This window comes from Nostoc sp., assembly GCF_036919555.1.
Lineage (GTDB): Bacteria > Cyanobacteriota > Cyanobacteriia > Cyanobacteriales > Nostocaceae > Nostoc.
The window spans coordinates 1-22068 of record NZ_JBALCS010000012.1 but is presented as its reverse complement, the minus strand read 5'-3'; the positions used below and the strand labels follow the sequence as shown (position 1 = coordinate 22068).

16 protein-coding genes and 1 pseudogene are annotated in these 22068 nt (G+C 41.1%); 10 read left to right on the top strand and 7 right to left on the bottom strand.

What is annotated here, in order from left to right; genetic code table 11:
• Positions 1-118: 118 nt before the first annotated feature.
• The gene (locus tag V7K36_RS04330; RefSeq protein ID WP_335113515.1) at positions 119-415 is read right to left on the bottom strand and encodes a CAAD domain-containing protein; all 297 of its coding nucleotides are present in this window, start codon (positions 413-415) and stop codon (positions 119-121) included.
• Between the two features lie 258 nt (positions 416-673).
• On the opposite strand from V7K36_RS04330, the gene V7K36_RS04325 reads away from it, so the two are divergent.
• The 3 genes and pseudogenes from V7K36_RS04325 to V7K36_RS04315 all read left to right on the top strand — a co-directional run bounded on the left by V7K36_RS04325 (position 674) and on the right by V7K36_RS04315 (position 5322).
• Entirely contained in the window at positions 674-1561 is an 888-nt protein-coding gene (locus V7K36_RS04325) for a DUF2382 domain-containing protein (protein ID WP_335113513.1), read from the top strand.
• A gap of 21 nt (positions 1562-1582) precedes the next feature.
• Positions 1583-1945, top strand: a pseudogene (locus V7K36_RS04320) (hypothetical protein); the annotation flags it as partial.
• A 218-nt stretch (positions 1946-2163) separates the two neighbouring features.
• A complete protein-coding gene (locus tag V7K36_RS04315) occupies positions 2164-5322 on the top strand; it encodes an MFS transporter (protein WP_335113511.1) in 3159 nt (1052 codons plus the stop codon).
• Between the two features lie 260 nt (positions 5323-5582).
• On the opposite strand, the gene V7K36_RS04310 is transcribed toward V7K36_RS04315, so the two are convergent.
• Positions 5583-6239 carry a hypothetical protein gene (locus V7K36_RS04310; protein WP_335113509.1) on the bottom strand — a complete coding sequence of 219 codons (657 nt, stop codon included), beginning with the start codon at positions 6237-6239 and terminating at the stop codon, positions 5583-5585.
• Positions 6240-7041: 802 nt separating this feature from the next.
• Between V7K36_RS04310 and V7K36_RS04305 the strand changes: the two genes are divergently transcribed.
• From V7K36_RS04305 to V7K36_RS04295, 3 genes are all read left to right on the top strand, one after another.
• Entirely contained in the window at positions 7042-7689 is a 648-nt protein-coding gene (locus tag V7K36_RS04305; protein ID WP_335113507.1) for a hypothetical protein, read from the top strand.
• Between the two features lie 356 nt (positions 7690-8045).
• Positions 8046-8744 carry an aquaporin Z gene (aqpZ, locus tag V7K36_RS04300; RefSeq protein WP_335113505.1) on the top strand — a complete coding sequence of 233 codons (699 nt, stop codon included), beginning with the start codon at positions 8046-8048 and terminating at the stop codon, positions 8742-8744.
• Positions 8745-8919: 175 nt separating this feature from the next.
• Entirely contained in the window at positions 8920-9096 is a 177-nt protein-coding gene (locus V7K36_RS04295; protein WP_335113503.1) for a hypothetical protein, read from the top strand.
• 212 nt (positions 9097-9308) lie between these two features.
• Here V7K36_RS04295 and apcB read toward each other — a convergent pair whose 3' ends face one another.
• Positions 9309-9818, bottom strand: a complete 510-nt coding sequence (apcB, locus tag V7K36_RS04290) for an allophycocyanin subunit beta (RefSeq protein WP_334825682.1) — start codon at positions 9816-9818, stop codon at positions 9309-9311.
• A gap of 358 nt (positions 9819-10176) precedes the next feature.
• On the opposite strand from apcB, the gene glnA reads away from it, so the two are divergent.
• Positions 10177-11601: a type I glutamate--ammonia ligase gene (glnA, locus tag V7K36_RS04285; protein WP_335113501.1), complete on the top strand. Its 1425-nt coding sequence runs from the start codon at positions 10177-10179 to the stop codon at positions 11599-11601.
• Between the two features lie 120 nt (positions 11602-11721).
• On the opposite strand, the gene V7K36_RS04280 is transcribed toward glnA, so the two are convergent.
• Together V7K36_RS04280 and pnuC are read right to left on the bottom strand one after the other, a co-directional pair.
• Positions 11722-11922, bottom strand: coding sequence for a hypothetical protein (locus tag V7K36_RS04280; RefSeq protein ID WP_334825686.1), 201 nt, complete (start codon positions 11920-11922; stop codon positions 11722-11724).
• A 601-nt stretch (positions 11923-12523) separates the two neighbouring features.
• On the bottom strand, positions 12524-13111 hold the full coding sequence (gene pnuC / locus V7K36_RS04275; RefSeq protein WP_335113499.1) for a nicotinamide riboside transporter PnuC: 588 nt from the start codon (positions 13109-13111) through the stop codon (positions 12524-12526).
• A 1077-nt stretch (positions 13112-14188) separates the two neighbouring features.
• On the opposite strand from pnuC, the gene V7K36_RS04270 reads away from it, so the two are divergent.
• Both V7K36_RS04270 and V7K36_RS04265 read left to right on the top strand, forming a co-directional pair.
• A complete protein-coding gene (locus V7K36_RS04270; RefSeq protein ID WP_335113497.1) occupies positions 14189-16897 on the top strand; it encodes a TonB-dependent siderophore receptor in 2709 nt (902 codons plus the stop codon).
• Between the two features lie 114 nt (positions 16898-17011).
• Positions 17012-18151 (top strand): PepSY-associated TM helix domain-containing protein, encoded by a 1140-nt coding sequence (locus V7K36_RS04265; RefSeq protein WP_335113496.1) that lies wholly within the window; start codon positions 17012-17014, stop codon positions 18149-18151.
• Positions 18152-18569: 418 nt separating this feature from the next.
• On the opposite strand, the gene V7K36_RS04260 is transcribed toward V7K36_RS04265, so the two are convergent.
• Entirely contained in the window at positions 18570-19598 is a 1029-nt protein-coding gene (locus V7K36_RS04260; protein WP_335113494.1) for an AAA family ATPase, read from the bottom strand.
• Positions 19599-19744: 146 nt separating this feature from the next.
• On the opposite strand from V7K36_RS04260, the gene V7K36_RS04255 reads away from it, so the two are divergent.
• Complete coding sequence (locus tag V7K36_RS04255) at positions 19745-21502, top strand: RluA family pseudouridine synthase (RefSeq protein ID WP_335113804.1); 1758 nt, start codon at positions 19745-19747, stop codon at positions 21500-21502.
• Positions 21503-21887: 385 nt separating this feature from the next.
• Here V7K36_RS04255 and V7K36_RS04250 read toward each other — a convergent pair.
• Positions 21888-22068 (bottom strand): hypothetical protein (locus tag V7K36_RS04250; protein WP_335113492.1); only part of this gene is annotated, 181 nt, incomplete at its 5' end.

Genomic DNA, 22068 nt, shown 5'->3' with positions numbered 1-22068 from the left:
CTCAGTACACCTTTATTACTTCTTCCCCACTCCTGTCTCTAAAAGTGATTCAGGAATTAAATTCGATTGCTATATTGGCAAAAAAACAAACTTTTTTATTCACTATATTATGGTGCGGTTAGCTCAAAGTCTGTGATTCTTGTCTACCTAGAATTTGTTTTTGAAGCAAATGAATTTCTCCTGCTAATTCTTGCCGAGTGGAATCTTTGAGCAAATAGCGGAAAGTAAACAAAATTGTGTAACCAAGTCCAATTAACTCTAGAATTGGAGAAACTAGTGGAATATCATTGATTGCGTTCAGTACCGCTAGAAAAATTCTCAGTGCCGTAACCGTTATCACAAGCAAAGCAAAGCTGATAATCGGTAGTTTATATTCTTGGTAGAACCTACCTATGTACTTAAGTAGTTTTGCCAAAAATATAGAAATCTGTCAAAAAGGCTAGAAACTAGTCACAAAAACAATAAAGCTGTTGGTAAAAATTGGTCTAGAAAAAGAGGTACGATAGTACTATAAATATCTGGAAGTAATATTTTTATCGTTATTGAACTATATTTAAATACTACTTTCGATACACATCCAAATAAATTAAATTAAATCTTTAGAGGGAAGATTTATCTAACTTGGATTGGCTAAAGTGAATAGGATAATTTGAAGAATAAAAAAGATCAGATAATGCCACTCCAAAAAATAAGTGAATTTGATACAGATTACCATAATACTCTTGGCAAAGACATCAAAGGGATGGGTGTGTATGTTCAGGGAACTGATGAAAAGATTGGCACAGTAAGTGATGCTGTAGTAGATGATCAAGGAGCATTCCGGTATTTAATTCTTGACTTAGGATTTTTGATTTTTGGTAAGAAAGTATTGCTACCAATAGGTAAATCGCGTATTGACTCTACAGCAGACCGAGTATATGTCGTTAGTATGACAAGAGAGCAAGCGGAAAATTTACCTGAATATCAAGAGAATACAGCGCTTGATTATGACTATGAAGAAAAGGTGCGCGGAGTATATCGCACGCCATCTGTAGAAAGTTCAGCGCCTCTTGATGCAATATCGACAGCTGGGCTTACGACTCCCACTTACGATCGCAACGCCTACAACTACGCGCAAGAGCCGGATCTTTACGATATCAACGCTCACGAAGACCAAACGTTCAAACTCTACGAAGAAAGACTAGTTGCTAATAAACAGCGCCGGAAAACTGGAGAAGTAGCAATTGGTAAGCACGTTGAAACTGAAACAGTAACTGTTGCTGTTCCAGTGGAAAGAGAGCGAGTTGTGATTGAGCGAGTTACTCCTAAAGATGCAGGTAAAGTTGTGTCTGCTGAAACAGCTAACTTCGGTGAGGGCGAAGTAGTCCGTGTGGAACTCTATGAAGAAGTTGCTAATGTCCACAAAGAAGCTTTTTTACGGGAAGAAGTTAGAGTGCAGAAAGTTGTAGACAGAGAAACCGTTGAAGTTGAAGAGACTATTCGACGTGAAGAGTTAGATGTTGATGCTGAGGGTAGTACTATTGAGGAAAAAACTGGTAAGTTGCCCAAAGACCGTATTTAAGAAGACTGCTTTTAGCCTTGTCAATTATTTGGTCGGTCTTTCAACCATGACAGCATTCCTCCTACCCAGATGGAGCCAGAATTGCAGAAGGCGATCGCTCAGATTAAGCCTAACGAACGGGATGATGTAGCCCGGTCATTTTTCAAGCATTTAAAGCAAAGAGGTCTAGACGAGCGCCATCTAGAGCGAGATTTGGGACTTTCTACCCACAACGCTAACCACATGAATGCAGATGACCTGAGCAAGTTGGCATCTTTCAGATATCATAGCCATCCTGACATTTTCCAAGAAGTCATGGCTGAACAACCAGTGTTGATTAAGTTTCTCAGTAATCCAGTGGTAGGAGCAGCTTTAGGAGCGATCGCGGCTAAATGGTTTGGTGGTCATACAATAAGCGATCGTCTTAAGCATATACCCCCTAAATGGATACTCAACAGATTAAGGACAATTCTCAAAAAGTCATACTTTGAGGAATTGTCCTTATCAAGCTCTTTGTATTCCAATTTTGAGATAAACTCAACACCAATTTAAGTGACTTTGATTAGGAATGCGAGAGCTTACGGACAAAGATTGTAAACAAAGCTCAAAGTGAGAAAAATCTTATGTTTCATAACGTGATTACTGCAATTAGATTGTGGAATTTCCCGGAAATAGCACAAATTCCAATATCAAGTGATGTTTTAACTCAAGAACAAGCATCACTTGTTTTTTCTGGTCCGAAATTTTTGGTAGCATTGCTTGCTGGTGTATTGATGGCATTTGCCTTTCAATTACTATTAACAAACTTCTCAGTCGCTGTAGGAATTTCAGCTTTAGGCGGTAGCTCAAGTTCTGATGAATCTGAAAGCTTGGGCGGAACAATTCGCAAAGTTGAAACAGCCGCTGGTCTTTGGGTGCTTGTTACCGCAACTATTGCATTATTTAGCGCCAGCTTCTTAGCAGTGAAACTCAGCTTAATTGAAAGTGCGTTTTTAGGAGCAATTATTGGTGTAGTTATCTGGTCTGCCTTTTTCACAGTCATCATGTGGCTAGGTTCGAGTGCAGTCGGTTCCTTAATTGGTTCTGTTGCTAGTACCGTTACTACCGGTATGCAAGGAATCATGGGTACAGCAAGCGCGGCTTTAGGTGCGAATGCTGCTAAAAATCAACTGGTTTCTACAGCTGAAGAAATTACCGCCGCTGTCCGTAACGAACTCACATCAGGTTTTGACCCAGATAGTATCAAAAATACATTACAAAGTTCTTTATCTGCTGTACAGTTACCCCAACTCGATACCAAACAAATTCGCTCTCAATTTGAGAAACTGCTCAAAGAGGGAAACTTACAATCGATCGCTGATAGTGATTTACTAAAAAATGTTAATCGTCAGACTTTTGTCGATTTAATTAGCTCTCGTACAGACTTATCAAAAGCAGATATCAATGGGATCGCCGAACAGTTACAAGGTGCTTGGAACCAAGTTACTCAAGGGCAAAATTCTACTGAGCAAGTAATTAATTTGCTGCAACAAGCCTCTCCAGAAGAATTGCAACCAGAAAAATTAGTTGAAAAAATTCAACAATTGGCGACAGTCGGGGGTGGAAATGGTAAGCAAGGCAATAGCATAATTAACCAAGCTATTGAAGTGGGCTTAGGTGCGGCTTTACCTGCGGCGTTGAAGCGGATAAACTTTGCAGAAATAGATGTAGAAAAAGTTACTCAACAGCTACAACAATTATCTGGAAAAGTTCAGCAAGTAGATGTTGATAAAATTACACAGCAGTTGCAACAATTTAAAGATCAAGCAACACAACAAGCTAATAAGCTTGGTAGTTCTGTAGCTGGAAAATTGCCTGCACTTCCGAATAATACTGTCAAGGCAGATATAGAAGAATACATTCTGAATTCCTTCCCTTGGCATTTTAATCGCATCACAATTAAAGATGAATTCCCAGAAGTTTTATATGATCCGAATGCTAACGCCGGAACTGTCAAACGGCAATTGGAGGAATTAAACTTAGAATATTTCACCAACTTACTCAAGCAACGGGGAGATATCAACGAAGCAAAAGTCAAAGAGATTTCCGAGCAGATGGAAAGCATTCGCACGGAAGTTTTAGAAACTGTTAAGCAGGCGAATGCAACAGAAAAATCACAAGACCTCCGCACCCGCCTAGAAGACTACCTGCGTTCAACCGGAAAAGCAGAACTCAACCCAGAAGGTATTGAGAAAGACTTGACAAAATTGCTGGAAGATCCAGAAGCTGGCATTGAAGATTTGAGTCAGCGATTTTCGGAAGTTGACCGCGATACTTTAGTTAAGCTACTAGCCTCACGCGAAGATATTAACGAAGAAGAAGCTAACAATATTGTTGGTCAATTTGAACGTACTCGTGATAACGTCTTAAATCGGACACAAGAACTTCAAGAGCAAGCAAAAGCTAAAGCTGATGAAGTGCGGCAAAGGGTAGAAGAATATCTGCGAAATACCAACAAAGAAGAACTCAATCCTGAAGGTATCAAGCGCGATTTTAAGACTTTGCTGGAAGACCCGCAAGCAGGACTTTCTGCTTTAGGAGGAAGATTATCACAATTTGATCGTGATACTTTGGTTAAATTATTAAGTCAGCGCCAAGATTTGAGCGAGGAACAGATTAATCAAAGCATCGACTCTTTGTTATCAGTCCGGGATAATGTTTTGCAAGCTCCGCAAAAAGCCGCCGAGACAGCGAAACAGCAGTACGAAAAAACCACGAGTACGATTAGTGAATATCTCCGTAATACCAACCTGGAAGAACTCAATCCAGAAGGTATTCAACAAGATTTGCAAAAATTACTAGCTGACCCCAAAGAGGGTGCTGATGCACTCAGAGAGCGTCTCTCACAAGTAGATAGGGAAACTTTAGTTAAGCTGCTGACGCAACGGGGAGACTTGAGCCAGGAGCAAGTCAACCGCACCATTGACTCAACACAACAAGCCATTAATAACATTGTCAAAGCACCACAACGCTTGGCAAACCGTGCTACTGAGAAAGCGCAGGAGTTTGAAGCTTATCTAGAAAACTATCTGCGGAATACCAATAAAGAAGAACTTAACCCGGATAGTATCAAACGTGATTTGCAATTGTTGCTGTCTTCTCCCCGCGCTGGTGTGTCTTCTTTAGGTGAGCGTGTTTCTAAATTTGACCGTTCTACACTTGTGGCTTTGCTGTCCCAGCGTGAGGATATCTCAGAAGAGGAAGCTAACCGCATTGTGGATCAAATCGATTCTGTGCGAAACTCGATTGTTGAACAATATCAGCAGATTCAGCAAAGAGTACAATCGGTGCTTGATGGTGTTTTTGGGAACATTCGCAACTCTCTCAACTCACTCGATCGTCCTGAACTCAATTATGAAGGCATCCAGCAAGATTTTGCTCAATTGTTTGATGATCCACAAACAGGATTTGAGGCTTTGCGCGATCGCCTTTCTTCTTTCGACCGTGATACTCTAGTTGCTGTCCTCAGTTCGCGTGAGGATATTTCCGAAGCCCAAGCTAACAAAATTATCGACAAAATCGAAGGCGCACGGGATACTGTACTACACCGAGCCGAACGCATTCAGCAAGAAACTCAAAAACGCCTGACTGCAATCAAAGAGCAAGCACAAAAACAAGCAGTTGAAACTAAAAAAGCTGTTGCAGGTGCTGCTTGGTGGCTGTTTAACACAGCTTTTGTCTCTTTGGCGGCTTCAGCAATAGCTGGAGCTTTGGCTGTATCAGGTTTTGACCTATTTGGTTAAAAGTTCTACGAGTTCATAGTTAAGCCTCTCTATTGAGAGGCTTTTTTATCCAATAACATAAACCACATTTTTGTTCATCTACTATTAAATTGCAGTTTAAATCAACACACTACTAATATTAAAAACATTCTTTAGCCTAACTGGACAATTTAGAGCATTAAAACCAATTAATTCGCTCCTGCTTTGAAGTTTTGGAGTCAGAAGCTTAAGAGCAAAAACTTTTCTGACTCCTAACGGCTGGCTACCCAATTCTTAGGCAGTTAGCTTACTCTTTCACTTCTGTACACTTCGCTCCTATGTACGCGGGGGCTACGAGCTCCAACAGCAGCTCCAATCATTGAGGCGACTAAGCCTAATAAGGAACCGAATACAAACGACCACAATCCTTGACGTACATTTGATGCAATATCACGAGTTTCTTGGGCAGATACATTCGGTGTGTTTTGCGGTATATTCAGACCACCTGACTGTTGCACCTGGTTAATAACTTGCCCAGCATTTGAAGCAGCAATCCCAAAAGCACCTGATACGCCACTTGCTAAAAGCCAAGAGCTTAAAGCCAAAGTTGTCGCCCAAAGAATTGCCCCATTGAGAAGAGCTGTGTTGCGGTTCATTGGACCACAAGCACGGGCTGTTACCCAGCCCCCAGTTAATAGAGAAATCAATAAACCAATAATTGACCAAATTCCCACATGACCAGCAACGTCAGATGCAATTGTTCTAGGTCTACCTGATTCTGCTACAGAACCTGCACCGATTGCACCAAACAACGCGCTCAAAACTAACTGAGTTGCTACAGCAATTAATAGTCCAGATATTATGGGACCCCAACGAACACGGTCATGATAATCGACTAATTGATTAGTAACAACTGGTTCATGAATGATATCATCCCCAGTTCGATCTACGTATGACATAGCCTATCCGTCCTTTACTTTTTTGCTTATTTTTAAAGTTTCTTTATCAAACATTCTTCAGTGAAGTAGACCAATTAAGTATTTCTGATTTCCTCTCCACTGTTCCTTGTAATCATGATCAGAAGCTTTACTCTTTATTATATATCTTTCAAGATTGAATCAATCATCAAAATTTTAAGTTTTTCTGTAGCTTTTGGGTAAAGTTTAGATTATCTCAAATTTCATATTCATAAACTTTCTGTAAGTTAGCTTGTAATTATTCCAAAGAAGTTAACCCTCTTATTTAAATTAATAATTATTTTTGGAAGTGATAAACTAAATTTAATTAGAAATTTTCGTCTTGATGTTTAGTGGGTCATGAATTGAAAGTTTGTAATCCACCAAACAGCAAATATTAGGTAAGCCACCCCTTGATTGACTAAATTACGGGGTTGGATTTTTAGGACAGGGATAGCAATGATATTTCTGGGTGCTGGAGCAATGTTTGGATTTTTGATTTTAGGGATTCCCTCAGCCCTGCCATTTAGAATTATTGCGCTTTGGTTTACAGGTATTTTCAGTTAATTGAACCACAGATTTTTGTAGGGACACGGCATTGCTATATCCCTAGTCTGTGGTTTACTTTAAAAACGCTGTCAGTTATTTCTTCTCAACTATCAGATTTTCTGTGTTAATTTTTGATGATTTTTAGGAGTATAATCTGGAAAGTGAGCAGATTTGGATCACCAAGTTTTAGCTGATGTAGTTTTTGTTTTTCTGAAAAGCTTGTCTTCTTATTATTCATTTCATCAATACCGTCGCCATGAAAAACTTGTTTCCACTATTATTGAGTGCTATTCTCTTGAGTAGCACAGTCGCTTGTAATAAAACTAGTAGCCAAAGCAACAGCACTCCTACTAATAATAAAACTGCAATAAATGATAGTATATCTAATCAGTCTAACAATCAAATATCCGTACCAACTGGAACAAGTTTTGATACTGTTCTTCAAGAAAATATATCTACAGGAAAAAATCAAAATAATGACAGCTTTATCTTAAAAATTAAGAATTCCTTGAAAGGAGAGAATAAAGTTCTTAAAGATGGTCAAATTCAAGGACATCTGGAAGATGTAGTTAAAGCTGCCAAAGGTAAAAAAGCGAGTTTACATTTGGTTTTTGATGATATTTCGCTAAAAAATGGAGCGTCTTATCCCATTGATGCTACTTTAACAAACACTCTCTTAGAAACAAAAACCAAAGGTAAGTTCATTCAAAATGCAGGCATTCTTTTAGGCGGTACAGTTGCCGGACATTTTCTTGGTAATCAAGCCAAATTCAAGCATGGTGGACTAGCAGGTGGTACAGCTGCGGCTGCTTTTGTTTTATCTAGCCCTGGTGGAGAAGTTGCTCTCAAAAAAGGTACAAACATTAAACTTAAACTTAATTATCCTATTGGTAATAGTCAATAAACCATGTATCTTGGTTCTGAGCAGATTTAAGCATTGGGCGAGAAATTATTACCGGAATTTCATCAAGTGTTTGTGCTATTCTATCTCGCTGTTCACAAATAAAAATCCATCGGAACTTACCAACTTATACATCTGGAGCAGTTAAGATAAATGTTATGACTCAGCCATCTAAAAAGTACAAAAAAAACCAACTTTTGCGGGACTAGCTTCGCTGATCGCAGCAGTATTTCTTTTAACATTGCTAACAGTCCGGCTGCTTAATAGCTGCGGCAAAGGTAATCAAAATACTGGGCTATCTCCGATTGACGATAGTCTTGGTATAAATAGCGAATTACTAGCTAGTTAGAGCATAAATCATGAATCGTTACTCATTAGCAAAACGATGTTTGGCGGAAGCTTTAGGTACAGCTTGGTTGGTTCTGATGGGCGTGGGTACTGCGGTGATCTCTGGTGCAGTACCTTGGGTTGGAGTTACTGGGGTAGCGATCGCTTTTGGCTTAAGTTTGTTGACTGCTGCCTATACTTTTGGTTCTATAAGCGGATGTCACATCAACCCCGCAGTCACAATTGGTTTTTGGGTAGCCAAGCAGTTTTCTTCCAAAGAGGTTTTGCCCTATATAGGAAGTCAGGTTCTCGGCGGAATTTGGGGGACTAGTATCCTGTTTTTGATTTGTATGGGGAAGCCTGAGTTTACAACAGCCAACTTTGGTTCTAATGGGGTAGGAATTCACTCCCCTGGTAACTATAGCTGGTGGGCTTGTGCGTTAGCCGAATTTATTGTTACCTGTGGCTTTGTGCTACTGATCTTGAGCGTCACATCTTCTCCCGCTTTCAAGCGGTCTGCACCCATCCCCATCGGTTTAGGGCTGACCTTGGCGCATCTTATCCTTATTCCGGTGACAAATGCCAGTGTCAATCCCGTGCGATCGCTAGCCACAGCTATCTTTACTCGCGGTTGGGCATTGGCTGACCTTTGGATTTTCATAGTGTTCCCAATTTTCGGTGGAGTTTTGGCAGGTATGCTTGCTCGATGGCTGCAAAAACCAGATATCTAGCCGTAAATTAAGCGAAGGTATCAACCCCTATTTAATTACGAATTACGAATTAGTAATTACGAATTATGATAAATACTTACTATCCCAAATTACCAACTCATATAAATACGGCTATGCGCCGTTCTTTAAACGGACGTCGAGAGACTGTAAGACTAATGCTTGAGTGCGAGTTTCTGTGAAGCGTCAAGGAATCCTCGCTCATGCTGCACGAGGAGGTATGTCAAAGAAAACTTTCGTATTGGGCACGGTGATGCCTAATAAGCGATCGCGGTCAATGCATCTGAAGATTAAATGTAGCCAGACTAAACCCGGCTTCCAGAGTCAAAACTTTGGCTTATTGGGAATGGATTGAGCAAATGCTTATTCCTATGCTATTGAGAATTAGCTGACCAAAGCGTTCGGAAAATATACCTTCGTAAACTCGCTTGGGAATAGGCGCGCTGTTGCCCTTTGGCGGCGAAAACTTCGATAAACCCTTTTCAACGCCTGGTAGCGTTTATAAAAAAGCGATCGCTCCATAAAACCAAAGTGCGATCGCTATATTTTATACTTGTTGTTGAATAACTAAATATCCTGTTCGCTCAACTCGCGTGTGATGTGATCAAACGGTTCATCCACAAAAGCAGTATTAATCACACCTGCTGCTGCTACTTGCTCCTTAATCAGATCCTTGAGAATCTGGATACCGCGAACCGTAGGCCCAATCGGCACTCCTAGAGAATTGTAAGTTTCCCGTAGCCCTTGCAGCACACGCTCATCCAACACATTCGTGTTTCCAGCAACCAGCGCATAGGTGGCGTAGCGCAGGTAGTAGTCCATATCCCGCAGACAAGCCGCATAACGACGAGTCGTATAGGAATTTCCACCAGGACGAATCAATTCTGGCAGTTCTTCATATAACTTCAAACCAGCTTGCTTGACAAGTGCAGCCGCATTAGAATTTATCGCCGCCGCTGCTTGTACTCTTGCTGTACCACTGTCAAAGTAAGATTTCAGGCTATCGATCGCATTCCGATCAAAATACCGACCAGCTAGATCATAATTCTTAATTAAACTTGTTACCGCATCGCGCATTCCTTTTTCTCCCAATCCTTGCTATTTATGGTTTGATATTTATTTGGCTGCACTTATGCACCAGTAAATTTTTGTGCTATTTAAAATAGATTTGGCACAAAAACAATTTATCCGCTATTTAAGGATTTTATGCCAAAGTTGACCCCTATATGATGAACTTTCCAGTTTTGTACACATGATCGCTGAAAGGTTAATATAACCTGATAATCCAGATATCTGTAACATAGACTACAAAATCTGCTAATGTCTAGTATTTAAGATATTTCAGGTGTGTCACGATTTGATTGAGATCAGCAGGGTTAGGATGCTTTGGAAGATTCTGGTATTACTTTAGGAAATTGGTAGAGAAGGAGTAACAATGACAACAGCACAAGAAGTCTTGAAGAGAATTCAAGATGAAAAAATTCAGCTGATTGATCTCAAATTCATCGATACAGTAGGGACTTGGCAGCACCTCACACTGTACCAAAACCAAATCGATGAGACTGCATTCACTGATGGCGTACCTTTTGACGGTTCCAGCATCCGGGGTTGGAAAGCGATCAACGAATCGGACATGACGATGGTACTCGACGCCAACACTGCTTGGATCGATCCATTCATGGAAGTCCCAACGCTAAGTATAATTTGTAGTATCAAGGAACCTCGCACTGGTGAATGGTACAATCGTTGCCCACGGGTTATTGCCCAAAAAGCAGTAGACTACTTAGTTTCCACTGGTCTTGGTGATACAGCCTTCTTTGGCCCTGAAGCTGAGTTCTTCATCTTTGACAGTGCTAGGTTTGCCCAAACTGCCAACGAAGGCTACTACTTCATAGACTCCGCAGAAGGTGCTTGGGATTCCGGTAAAGCCGGTACCGATGAAAAACCCAACTTGGCTTACAAACCACGCTTTAAAGAAGGTTATTTCCCAGTTTCACCGACGGATTCTTTCCAAGATATCCGTACAGAAATGCTGTTGACGATGGCACAATTAGGTGTGCCCATTGAAAAGCATCACCACGAAGTTGCCACTGGTGGTCAGTGTGAACTGGGTTTCCAGTTTGGCAAGTTGATCGAAGCGGCTGACTGGTTGATGATTTATAAATATGTCATCAAGAACGTTGCCAAGAAACACGGCAAAACCGTTACCTTCATGCCAAAACCGATTTTTGGCGATAACGGTTCGGGAATGCACTGTCACCAGTCTATCTGGAAAGACGGCAAACCTCTGTTTGCAGGTGATAAGTATGCTGGTTTGAGTGAAATGGCGTTGTACTACATTGGTGGTCTTCTCAAACATGCACCAGCGCTATTGGCAATTACCAACCCCAGTACCAACTCATACAAGCGCCTAGTACCTGGTTATGAAGCTCCTGTGAACTTGGCTTACTCCCAAGGGAACCGTTCTGCTTCTATCCGTATTCCTCTATCTGGCACTAACCCCAAAGCCAAGCGTTTAGAATTCCGTTGTCCAGATGCGACTTCTAACCCCTACTTGGCATTTGCTGCAATGCTTTGTGCTGGTCTTGATGGCATCAAGAACAAAATCCATCCTGGTGAACCCTTAGATAAGAACATCTATGAACTCTCTCCAGAAGAACTGGCGAAGGTTCCTTCAACTCCAGGTTCTTTAGAATTGGCGTTGCAAGCACTGGAAAAAGATCACACCTTCTTAACAGAATCAGGCGTCTTCACGGAAGACTTTATCGAAAATTGGATTGATTACAAGCTAAGTAACGAAGTTAAGCAGTTACAGCTACGTCCTCATCCCTACGAGTTTTACCTCTACTACGATGCTTAATTAAGTACCGTATCTATCTAAATGTATAAGTTTTGCCACCCTAGAGTAGAGGGTGGCTTTTTTTTCCAGAGTTGTTAGTTGAGACATTCACTCAAAAATCAACCTTAAAACTATTGAAACTTAGCTCATGGAAGCATGGCTGGAAGCATAAATCATCCGAGCGCTAGCATCTACCTTCCCTTGAATCGGGTTCCAGTAGTAGGATGCTTCTTCAGGAAGACCAAGTTCTTGTGCAGCCCGCATCAGCATTGATTGTTGGCGATTCTTGACTTGCTGATGTTCACGCACCATTAACGCACGAGATTTATCTGCAATAGACATAACCATAGTCCTCTCTATTTTGTGAATATATAATTTTGGATTTTCTTATAAACAAATATAGCAAAAATTCTGTAACAATAGCTACTTTTTACAAAAATTTATACAGCATAAAGCCAAATCAGCAGTTAGTAACTTGAACTGAGGTGCATCATCATAAACAAGAGTTTGCACCACCACGACAACCGACTTGTGTCATTTATTTTTAGCTACCGACACGGCTGTAAGTGTAGCTGACTGGACTCCAACGACTACACCCGGATTCATCAAGATACTTGAGTTCGATATAACCATCTACTGCCGCAAGATCAAGGTATCTAAGTCTGCAAGTTTTGCGCTGTTGTTTCTCTGGATGTTGTTTTCCTTTATGACTATGACGAGTGCGTTTCCATCTCCAATTTTTTTTTGAGCAAACGTCACAGACGGTCTGGACTCAGTTGTTAGTATAAAGAATTTACTTATTATGAAGGATGGATTCATATCCTTAAAAGAAGGTATTCGTTTTGAAAGACCTTACACTGACAACCCCTAAATAACAGCATTATTACTAAAGTATTGCTAGTATTAGTCAATCTGGGGATTTCTTAAAGAGATACAGGAGTTCTCAGTCCTGCATTTTAGCTGTCTTGAGCCAGGATATTGAACCGTTAATTGCTATGAACAGCAGAATTACATAAAGAAAAGCAATAAATTTAACTTCTTTAACGTAGTACAACCAAATACTAATAACATCAACGATGATCCAGTAATACCAGCTTTCAATCCTTTTTTGTGCCATGAGCCACATAACAGTAAAACTCATGATTGTTGTGAGTGCATCTAAATAAGGAAAAGAAGCTTTCTCTAGAAATATTACAGGGAGTAACAGGTGAATTTGACTCATCAAAGCTCCCGTTGCGAACGAAACTGCTATTGTGATTGCCGCAATCAAAACAATTTTACGCGGTGGATTATATCGAACTTCCAAAACTTTACCAGAATCAGGTGTACTCCATCGCCACCAACCATACACACTAACAATTAAGTAGTATACTTGTTCTAACATATCCGAATACAAACGGATTTGATAAAAAAGCGCCATGTATAGCAATACGCTGACTATCCCAATAGGCCAAGTCAGAATTTTTCTCTGAGAAATTAGCCACACTGACCATAGATAAAAGACCGTTCCCAAGAGTTCTATGTAGCTCATGGGATATCCCATAAGATTGAAAGCGATAGTATTTACACTCCAAAAATCAATCATTTTAAATGCACTTTTTGAAAAAGAATTCAGAATCCAGAATCCAGAATTCAGAACAAGAAAGTAGGGGATTCAGACCTTAGTGAGACCTCTTCCTTTACTTGAGATGGTGCAACTTTTAGTACGTGAGCAATCTGTGTTTGAAGATAAGGTACTTAGCAACTATAAATCAATAGAGAATAGTTATCAATAACCTTTTAAGATTCATTGTATATAGGTGAATATTTTTCTTCCTTTTGATAGATGCTAAAAATATCTTATGCCTATTAAAGTACCAAACAATTATCTTTAATTCATCTCGCTTTATAATTATATGTAGCCTAGTTTACTGATGATAACTCGCCCAAAAACCTTTGCTGGTCGATACTGTCTCTGCTAATACAGAGAATAGTATGGTGTATAAATGAACATATACGATGAAAATTTTCTAAATCTAAACTTTAGATAATAAAATTTTATTACTTATTTAGTGTTAATTAATACTAGTAATTTCATGCAGATTTTCCTCATATATGTAAATTTTTATTTTTTGTTGTTTTATTAAGCTTGCTTTCTTAATGCAAATAACTTTTAATAATATTTCTACGGTAGTGTCAGCGAAAAAGACAAAGGGAACAAGGGGATGGGCGGACAAAGAGAAAACCCTATAGATAAATCTATTGGCTCTGAAAACTTGGACGTAGCGATCGCTATTGCAAGCAATCAAGTGAACAATTTTTCTTCTGCATACATAAATGAATTGACTCTTGTTGAAACCGTATGGACAAGGAGTTTTTTCTTTAACTTCCCCTGTCTCCCCTCCTTGCCCATCTCACAAAATCATATTGCTCCGTACCCCACAAGCGAACCTCGTAAAATTAGCTCTTTTCCTTACCCCCATACATGAATGTGTTGGTTCTCCAAGGTATGGAGGTTCTGGTGAGAGAAAAACAATAGACATAGGAGTGAAAATGACGTAGGCACAATTCATCAATTGTACCTACTAAGAATTTTGGGCAACGCATAATTAATTTCTGGATATGTCTAATGAAGTCTAAGCAGCTTGTTCCTAGTCTATTGCTGACAGGTCTTATTATCATGTTGGTCACAAGTCGTACTAGAAGCGAGGAAATACCATCAATTAGAGTTTACAAGAATACGACATCTGGTGACGCTGACGCGAGTTCGACTCAATCAACACATCTGATTACCAAAGGCGAGACTGTTGAACCAATCCGCCAGATTCGGCTAGTAAGTCAGATAGAGCATCCAGCCCAGAGCGCCAGAATGTTAGTGCAGTCGCCAACACCACCTAACACCCCACCAAGTGAAGTTGTGCAAGTTACCTCAGTGAAGGCAAATCCCACTGCCAAAGGTTTGGAGATTATTTTACAAACAACTAAAGGGGAACAGTTGCAACTAGTCAATCGCACTGCTGGTAGCAATTTCATCACTGACATTCCCAATGCTCAACTACGCCTAGCATCGGGCGAAGCATTCACATTCCGCTCTGAAAAACCAATTGCGGGTGTTACACAGATAACAGTTACTAACTTTGATGCCAATACTATCCGAGTCACAGTGATTGGTGAGGGGAGTGTACCAACAGTCGAGTTGTTTGATAGTCCGAATGAGGGTCTTATTTTCTCTGTGGCTGGTGCCGCATCGTCCGCGCAACAACAACCGCAAACCCAACCAACTCCTGAACAACAAAAGCTAGGGAATCAAGCACAGCCAACTCAACCATCAGCTTCGGGTGATCAGCCGATTGAGTTGGTAGTCACGGGTGAACAAGACGAATATAGTGTACCAAATGCAACAACTGCTACCAAAACCGACACACCACTGCGCGATATCCCTCAGTCAATTCAAGTTATTCCCCAACAAGTTATCAAAGATCAGCAAATCACCCGGATTACCGATGCTGCACGCAATGTTAGTGGTGTCTCACTACAAGGTGGTTATGGTGCTGGTACAGATAACTATGTCATCCGGGGATTTAAACAGTACAATAGCCTGAGAAATGGTTTCCAAGCTGGAGATAACTACATCGATGCTAACAGCATTGAACGAGTTGAAGTTCTCAAAGGTCCGGCTTCAGTGCTATATGGTCAGTTTGAACCAGGTGGTGTGGTCAATTATGTCACCAAACAACCGCTTGCAACTCCCTATTATGCAAGTGAATTTACAGTAGGAAGTTACAGTGATTACAAATCCTCAATCGATATTTCTGGACCACTTACCCCTGACCACAAGTTGTTGTATCGGTTGAATGCTAGCTATGAAAATTTTGGGAGTTTTATAGATTTTGTTCACGGGCAATATTTCTCAATATCGCCGGTATTGTCCTATAAGATCAGCGACAATACAAATTTGACTTTGGAATATGAGCATACTGATCAAAATCGAACATTTTATGATGGGTTGCTACCTGTTCGTGAATCTTTTCAAGTTCCCACCAGTCGTTTTTTAGGAGAACCAAGTGCCGATAAGTACAATGTTGACTCTAATGCATTTTACTTGACTTTAGATCATACCTTCAGTGAAAATTTACGGCTGCGTAGTGCCTTTTCAGCATACTTTACTACTTCTGATAATAATAACGTTGTCCGACCAGACTCACTTGAAGCGGATGGTCAGACAGTATCGCGAACGCTTGCTGGAGGCGCCGGTTCCAATCAAACATTTGATCTGCAAAATGAATTAATCAGCAAGTTCAAAACTGGTTCTATTAATCATCAGCTGCTCCTGGGTTTAGAGTTAGGTTGGCAAAACGTTTTTTATGATTTCCTTCGCACTGCTGCTCCTGGGATTAATCTTTTCAATCCAGTATATGGTGCGCCACTGCCAACCAGTTTCGTCGATACAGCTCAGCAAACGGAAGCTTATACCGACACTGTAGGTATTTACTTGCAAGACCAGGTGACATTACTTTCTAATTTGAAGCTACTGGTTGGTGGAAGATATGATTTTGTCAGCTACAACGATAGAGGCACAGACTTGAATAACAATGGTGCACTGGCTTATAGAAATAACTTTTACGATGAAGCTTTTTCACCCCGTGTGGGACTGGTTTACCAACCGATAAAACCAATCTCCCTATACGCCAGTTATAGCGAGTCTTTTGTACCTAACAATACCAGAACAGCTAGCCTAGTCGCATTACAACCTTCTCGTGGAACCCAGTATGAAGCCGGAATTAAAACCGAGCTATTTGATGGTAAGCTTTCGGCAACACTTGCAGCATACGAGATTACAAAAACCAACGTACCTACAACCGATCCAAATAATAATGATTACTCAATTGCAGCTGGAGAAGTCAAGAGTCAAGGTATTGAATTCGATATTTCTGGGCGAATTTTACCTGGGTGGAATGTAATTGCATCCTTTGCCCATAACGATACCTATGTCAGCGAGGATAATAACCTACCTGTGGGTGACAGATTGGTTGGTGTGTCAAGGGATACTGCTAGCTTCTGGACAAGCTATGAAATTCAAAGTGGTTCCTTCAAAGGATTGGGATTTGGTGGAGGACTGTTTTTTGTTGGCGATACCGAAGCCAATCTACCAAACGATGGAGTTGTCCTTCCTTCCTACGTCAGAACTGATGCCTCTATTTTCTATAAAAAAGAAAATTGGCGAGTGGGTCTCAACTTCAAGAATATTTTCGACACCACGTATTACTATTCTCAAGGTTACTTTCTGCGTCCCGGAGATCCCTTGACTGTTCTGGCGACGATTTCCGTACAGTTTTGATTCCACCCTAACCTCACCGATGCATTGGGGAGTTGGGCAGGGAGTCTAATTCTTCCCCCCAATGATTGGGAGGATTGAGGGGAGTAAAAAATCCAACTTACTTTCGTGGCGATTATGAATCGGAAAAAACTGCGCTCTATCGTTTTTTACCTGCACAGATATATCGGTTTTTTTGTTGGAGTATTGCTAATTGTGATTGGGGTAACAGGTAGCTTGTTAGTGTTCGAGCAAGATTTTGACCACTTTATGATTAGTCAACAGTATGGACACATTACTCCCCAACAGATGCAGTTATCTCCAGAGTCTGTAGTGAATACAATTGAGGCGAAGTATCCCGTGCGAGGTGATTTCCATCTTTTTCGGATTTATTTGCCAGATACTCTTTCTTCTCCCTATGTGGGGCAGTTGTCATCAACTGATGTGGAAAGGAAAGAGGTTTTTATCAACCCTTATACAGGCAAAATTATCGGTGAGCGGATAACGGATAAAACCCTCATTGGTCTAATACTTAATTTGCACTACAGCTTGATGGCAGGCGAAATCGGAACTGCAATTGTTGGTATTGCTGCCTTTCTAATGTGTATACTTACCATCACAGGTTTAGTTCTCTGGCCTGGTTGGCGCAGATTGATTGCAGGCTTCAAAATCAAGTTTGATGCTCATCCCAAGCGGATGAACTTTGACATTCACAAAGTGGCTGGCATTATCACTGTGGTTTTTTTATTCTTTACTGGCTTTACGGGCTTTTGCTGGAACTTCAACGATTTGACTGAGCCAATCATTTACGCTGTTACATTCACCCAAAAACCATCGGAGCCAGTATCCAAGCCAATTCCTAGTAAATCAACCTTAGGATTGACAGAACAACTGAAAATTGCCGATGCTGCCTTACCTGGTGCTGTTACCAAAAGCATTTATTTTCCTAGTAAACCAGAAGAGGCTCTACGAATTAACATGAAGCTACCGCAGGAAAGTTCATATGACGCTAATAGTAATGTTTATCTCGACCAGTACAGTGGTGATGTTTTGCGAGTTGATAATGCTTTAAAGATGCCATTGGGCGATCGCCTCCTCAATTTTTTTGTACCCCTGCACTACGGCACATTTGGTGGCTTACCCACCCGCATACTCTACGTTTTTGTAGGACTTGCACCGTTAATTCTGTTTGTCACTGGTATTGTGATGTACTCATATCGCTATCGGACAAAACTTAGTAAACGTGGTCATGCAATAGAACTATCAGAGAAGCTTTGAACTTAACTGAGAACTGACTACCGCAAATCCATAATCCAAAATTGATATAAGTGCGTACTTTTATTATTGTCTGTCTCGGTCAGGCTGTTTCTATGATTGACAGTGGCATGACCAGATTTGCTTTCACTATCTGGGTGTCAGGCTACGGCATTAGCCGATTCAGACCCGCCATTAATTGTAGACCGCTAAATCTTTTCTTTCAGGGAGGTTGCGCGAACGATTTAGCATATTTCTTAAACCCACTTATTCAGACGCTCTCTACAAGACCAAGGCGTAGCTTGCTTGGACGCAGGAGTACGCGGACTCGCTCTCCGTGGCGCTATCGGCAGTCGCTCATGGAGGAAACCCCCTCTGAGCGACTGCCTCACCAGGCTTACAGAATTCATACTGAATTCTCACACCTGACTCCTGAATTCTGTTATAAAACAATTTCAGAGAAAAATAACTTTCCCAGGTTGCCATACTTTTGGTAACGAGATAATACTTTTTTAACAATACTAATGCGTGTATTTAGGTCGCCAGACAAGCGAAAAAATGGAATTTTCCTAATAATTAAATCGCTCTGAATCTGTTTTTTAAATATGCTCCGGTTTGCCTCTTCAGAGCGATCCCAGGTATCATCATAGGGTATATCTGAATCACAAATAAATAATAAATCATAGCGGAAAATGGCTTGATGGGCAAGTTCTGCTAACTCTGGAGCAACAGTTTTGTGGTAGTATAACGAGAATTGATAAGTTGTCAATGTATTGGTATCTGTAAATAAGTATTGGTTTGCTTGCAATAATAAGGCTTCTTCACGTTCTAAATGCCCTTTGGCAAGCTCCACAAGTTGAGAGAGCGAAAGTCGTCTGTTAATTTGATGTTTTTCCCAATACTCGCGCCCATACTCCGGCATCCATACAGTGTTGTACTCTTTAGCTAATTGTGATGCAATGGTAGTTTTACCAGTTGAAGGAGCGCCCAGAAAAACAACGTGAGTGATGAGATCACGGTACACATAAGGATGTAAATACTCCCGAAATGCGTAAGCGTCTCTTCTTACTTGCGTTCCAGAAATCGGAAACGTTTGGCGATCGCAATCTACGAGCCGATTAACTGCTCCCAATGCCTGACTTACGTGTTCCCCGTAAAATTCACTAGAGTAAAAGTGGGTAATTTTTTTTGATTCTAATTGCTTAAGGATGTAATCTTCATGCTTTTTCTTAATCTCAGAAGTGTAACCAATCTCAGTTGGGCCATCCCACGCTTCAATTACCTGAATTTGGGGATAAATTTTCCGCAGCCAGTTAGCTCGTACTGTTAAGGGAATCGCAGTCACCTCTGGAGAATCATAAATCATCACAAGCAATTCATCCATCTCTGCTAAGGCAGTTTCAATCACCAATTGATGCCCTTTGTGGAGAGGAGCATATTTGCCTAGCATGAGTCCGCATTTACAACTCATAATTTTTATTTTCTTTAGCTTTTATTTAAATTACACTAATGTCTGTTTATAAAACGGCGATCGCATACCCGCCCAATTTAGGCGATCGCACTACCTTGCTACTATGTCAGATATTAGGATTAGCTAGATTTGCAATCATACTTTCTATGGAAGTTCTGCACACACTTTCAGATTTTATTGACAGCGATTTTGCTGTTAGCGATTCATCTTGTAGTTATTACTACGAAGGGCGTTGTCTCGAAAGTGGCGCTCGCCTGAAATTACCCCGCACCTCAATGTCGGAAGCGATCACCCACGGACTAATGCAATATCTTATCAACAATGACTGTTATTCTCGTGAAGGCAAGATGTATGGAATACTATTGGTTGAACTGCCTAATGGCGAACAAAGGGTACTCAAAGCCTTCTCCGGTCTTTTGAATGGTTGCAGTGTGGTTGAGGGCTGGGTGCCGCCAATTCCAGGACGAGACGAAGTTGCTTTAGAGGAAGCCCGCACTTTGGCACAGTTGGACGCGCTCAAGCAAGAACTCCTGACCTTGAAGCAACTGAGCGAACGTCAGGAGTACCAAACCCTGTTTGATGAGTTTGAGCAACAATTGCAAGTAATGAGCGATCGCCATCGCCATTGCAAACATCAACGACAGGAAAAACGTCAGCAAATCTGCAATACACTCACTCCAGAAGCACTGACTATTGCCCTGGAACAACTCGACGAAGAGAGTCGTCAGCAGGGAATTGAACGACGACAACTGAAACGCCAGCAAAATGCGGTATTACAGCCCCTTCAGGAGTTAATTGCAGCAACAGATGCGCGAATTAGCGAACTCAAACAACAGCGTAAAGCACTGTCCCGTCAATTACAAGCTCAGATGCACGCTAGTTACAGCCTGACTAATTTTTCCGGGCGATCGCGATCATTGCAAGAATTGATGCCAGGAGGCTCGCCCACTGGCACAGGAGACTGTTGTGCCCCAAAGCTGCTCCATTATGCGGCAACACATAATCTAAAACCATTGGCAATGGCGGAATTTTGGTGGGGTGCGTCTTTGGTAAATCAGGATAAAATCCAGGGAGAATTTTATGGAGCATGTGCCGAGCGATGTCAGCCATTGATGGGGTTTTTGCTCTCTGGCTTAAGACCTATTTCAATCCCTAATAGGGATTTTTACACAACAAGCCCACTTTTGCTAAATACATTAACACATTTGCCTAGCTCCAATGTGTTTGACTCCAATGAAAAACGTTGTAATTTTCCAGCCTTTTCTATTAAGGGAGAGATACCCATTCTTTATGAAGACGAATGGCTGATTGCTGTAAACAAACCTGCTGGGCTACTTTCGGTATCTGGTCGTTATCGCGATCGCCAAGATAGTGTTTTGAGTCGTTTACGTCATCTGTTAGCTGATGGCATGGCACTTGTATCTGTGCATCGTCTAGATCAGGAAACATCTGGTATTCTATTGTTGGCACGCGATCGCCAAACCCATCGCCAACTCAGCCAGCAGTTTCAGCAACGGCAGGTTCATAAGGTTTATGAAGCCATACTTTCTGGTGCTGTGACAGTTGAGCAAGGTGTGATTGAACTGCCACTGTGGGGAGATCCGGAAAATCGCCCTGAGCAAAAAGTTGATTGGCAGCAGGGTAAACCTAGCTTGACACACTTCCAGGTAATGGCGAGAGAAGGAGACTACACCCGCGTAGAATTTACGCCGCTAACAGGACGCACTCATCAGTTGAGAGTTCATGCGGCTGATGTGCGAGGACTTGGGGTAACTATTTTAGGCGATCGCCTTTATGGATGCTGTGCAGTTAGCAGTCGGTTACATCTGCACGCCAGAGAACTTCGCTTCGAGCATCCGCAGTTAGAAAAAACCCTGCATTTACAAGCAATTACGCCCTTTTGACATCAAGTATTTTAGTGACCGCTATGAATATTGTTGTTTTATTCTAATCTAAAAAATTCGTGAAATTCTTGCGTAGAAGTAAAGATCCATTGGTGTTTACCTGTCAGGTAATTAGACTTTAAGAGTTTATAGCGATCGCATGGATTGACCTCTCCCCTTATTAACTATCCATTAGTCACATATTTATTAACATTGCGTAAACAATAGCAGAATAGTTGACAAAATCAACAGAAAATGCAAGGGATAGATATGGGTGGAGGTGGCATCGGAGGCGATCGTTCAATACGCTTGGGTTAGAGCCAAAAACCAAAACCAGCGTAGGTTGGGTTTCACTTCGTTCAACCCAACCTACAATTATCCTTAACTGAACTGTATTGGGCGATCGTTAACTACTTTTCTTGAGATCAGGAATCAGAGTGGAGAAGTTTCCAGGTAGCAGCAATATCGTGTAATCGTCGCAACCCACGCCAATATAGAACTCTTGCAAAAGTCTTTTGTGGTACAATGAAAAGTTTGACCATTTGTGATTAGGACAATGATATCGCAGTGAAAATAGAGAAAGCCAA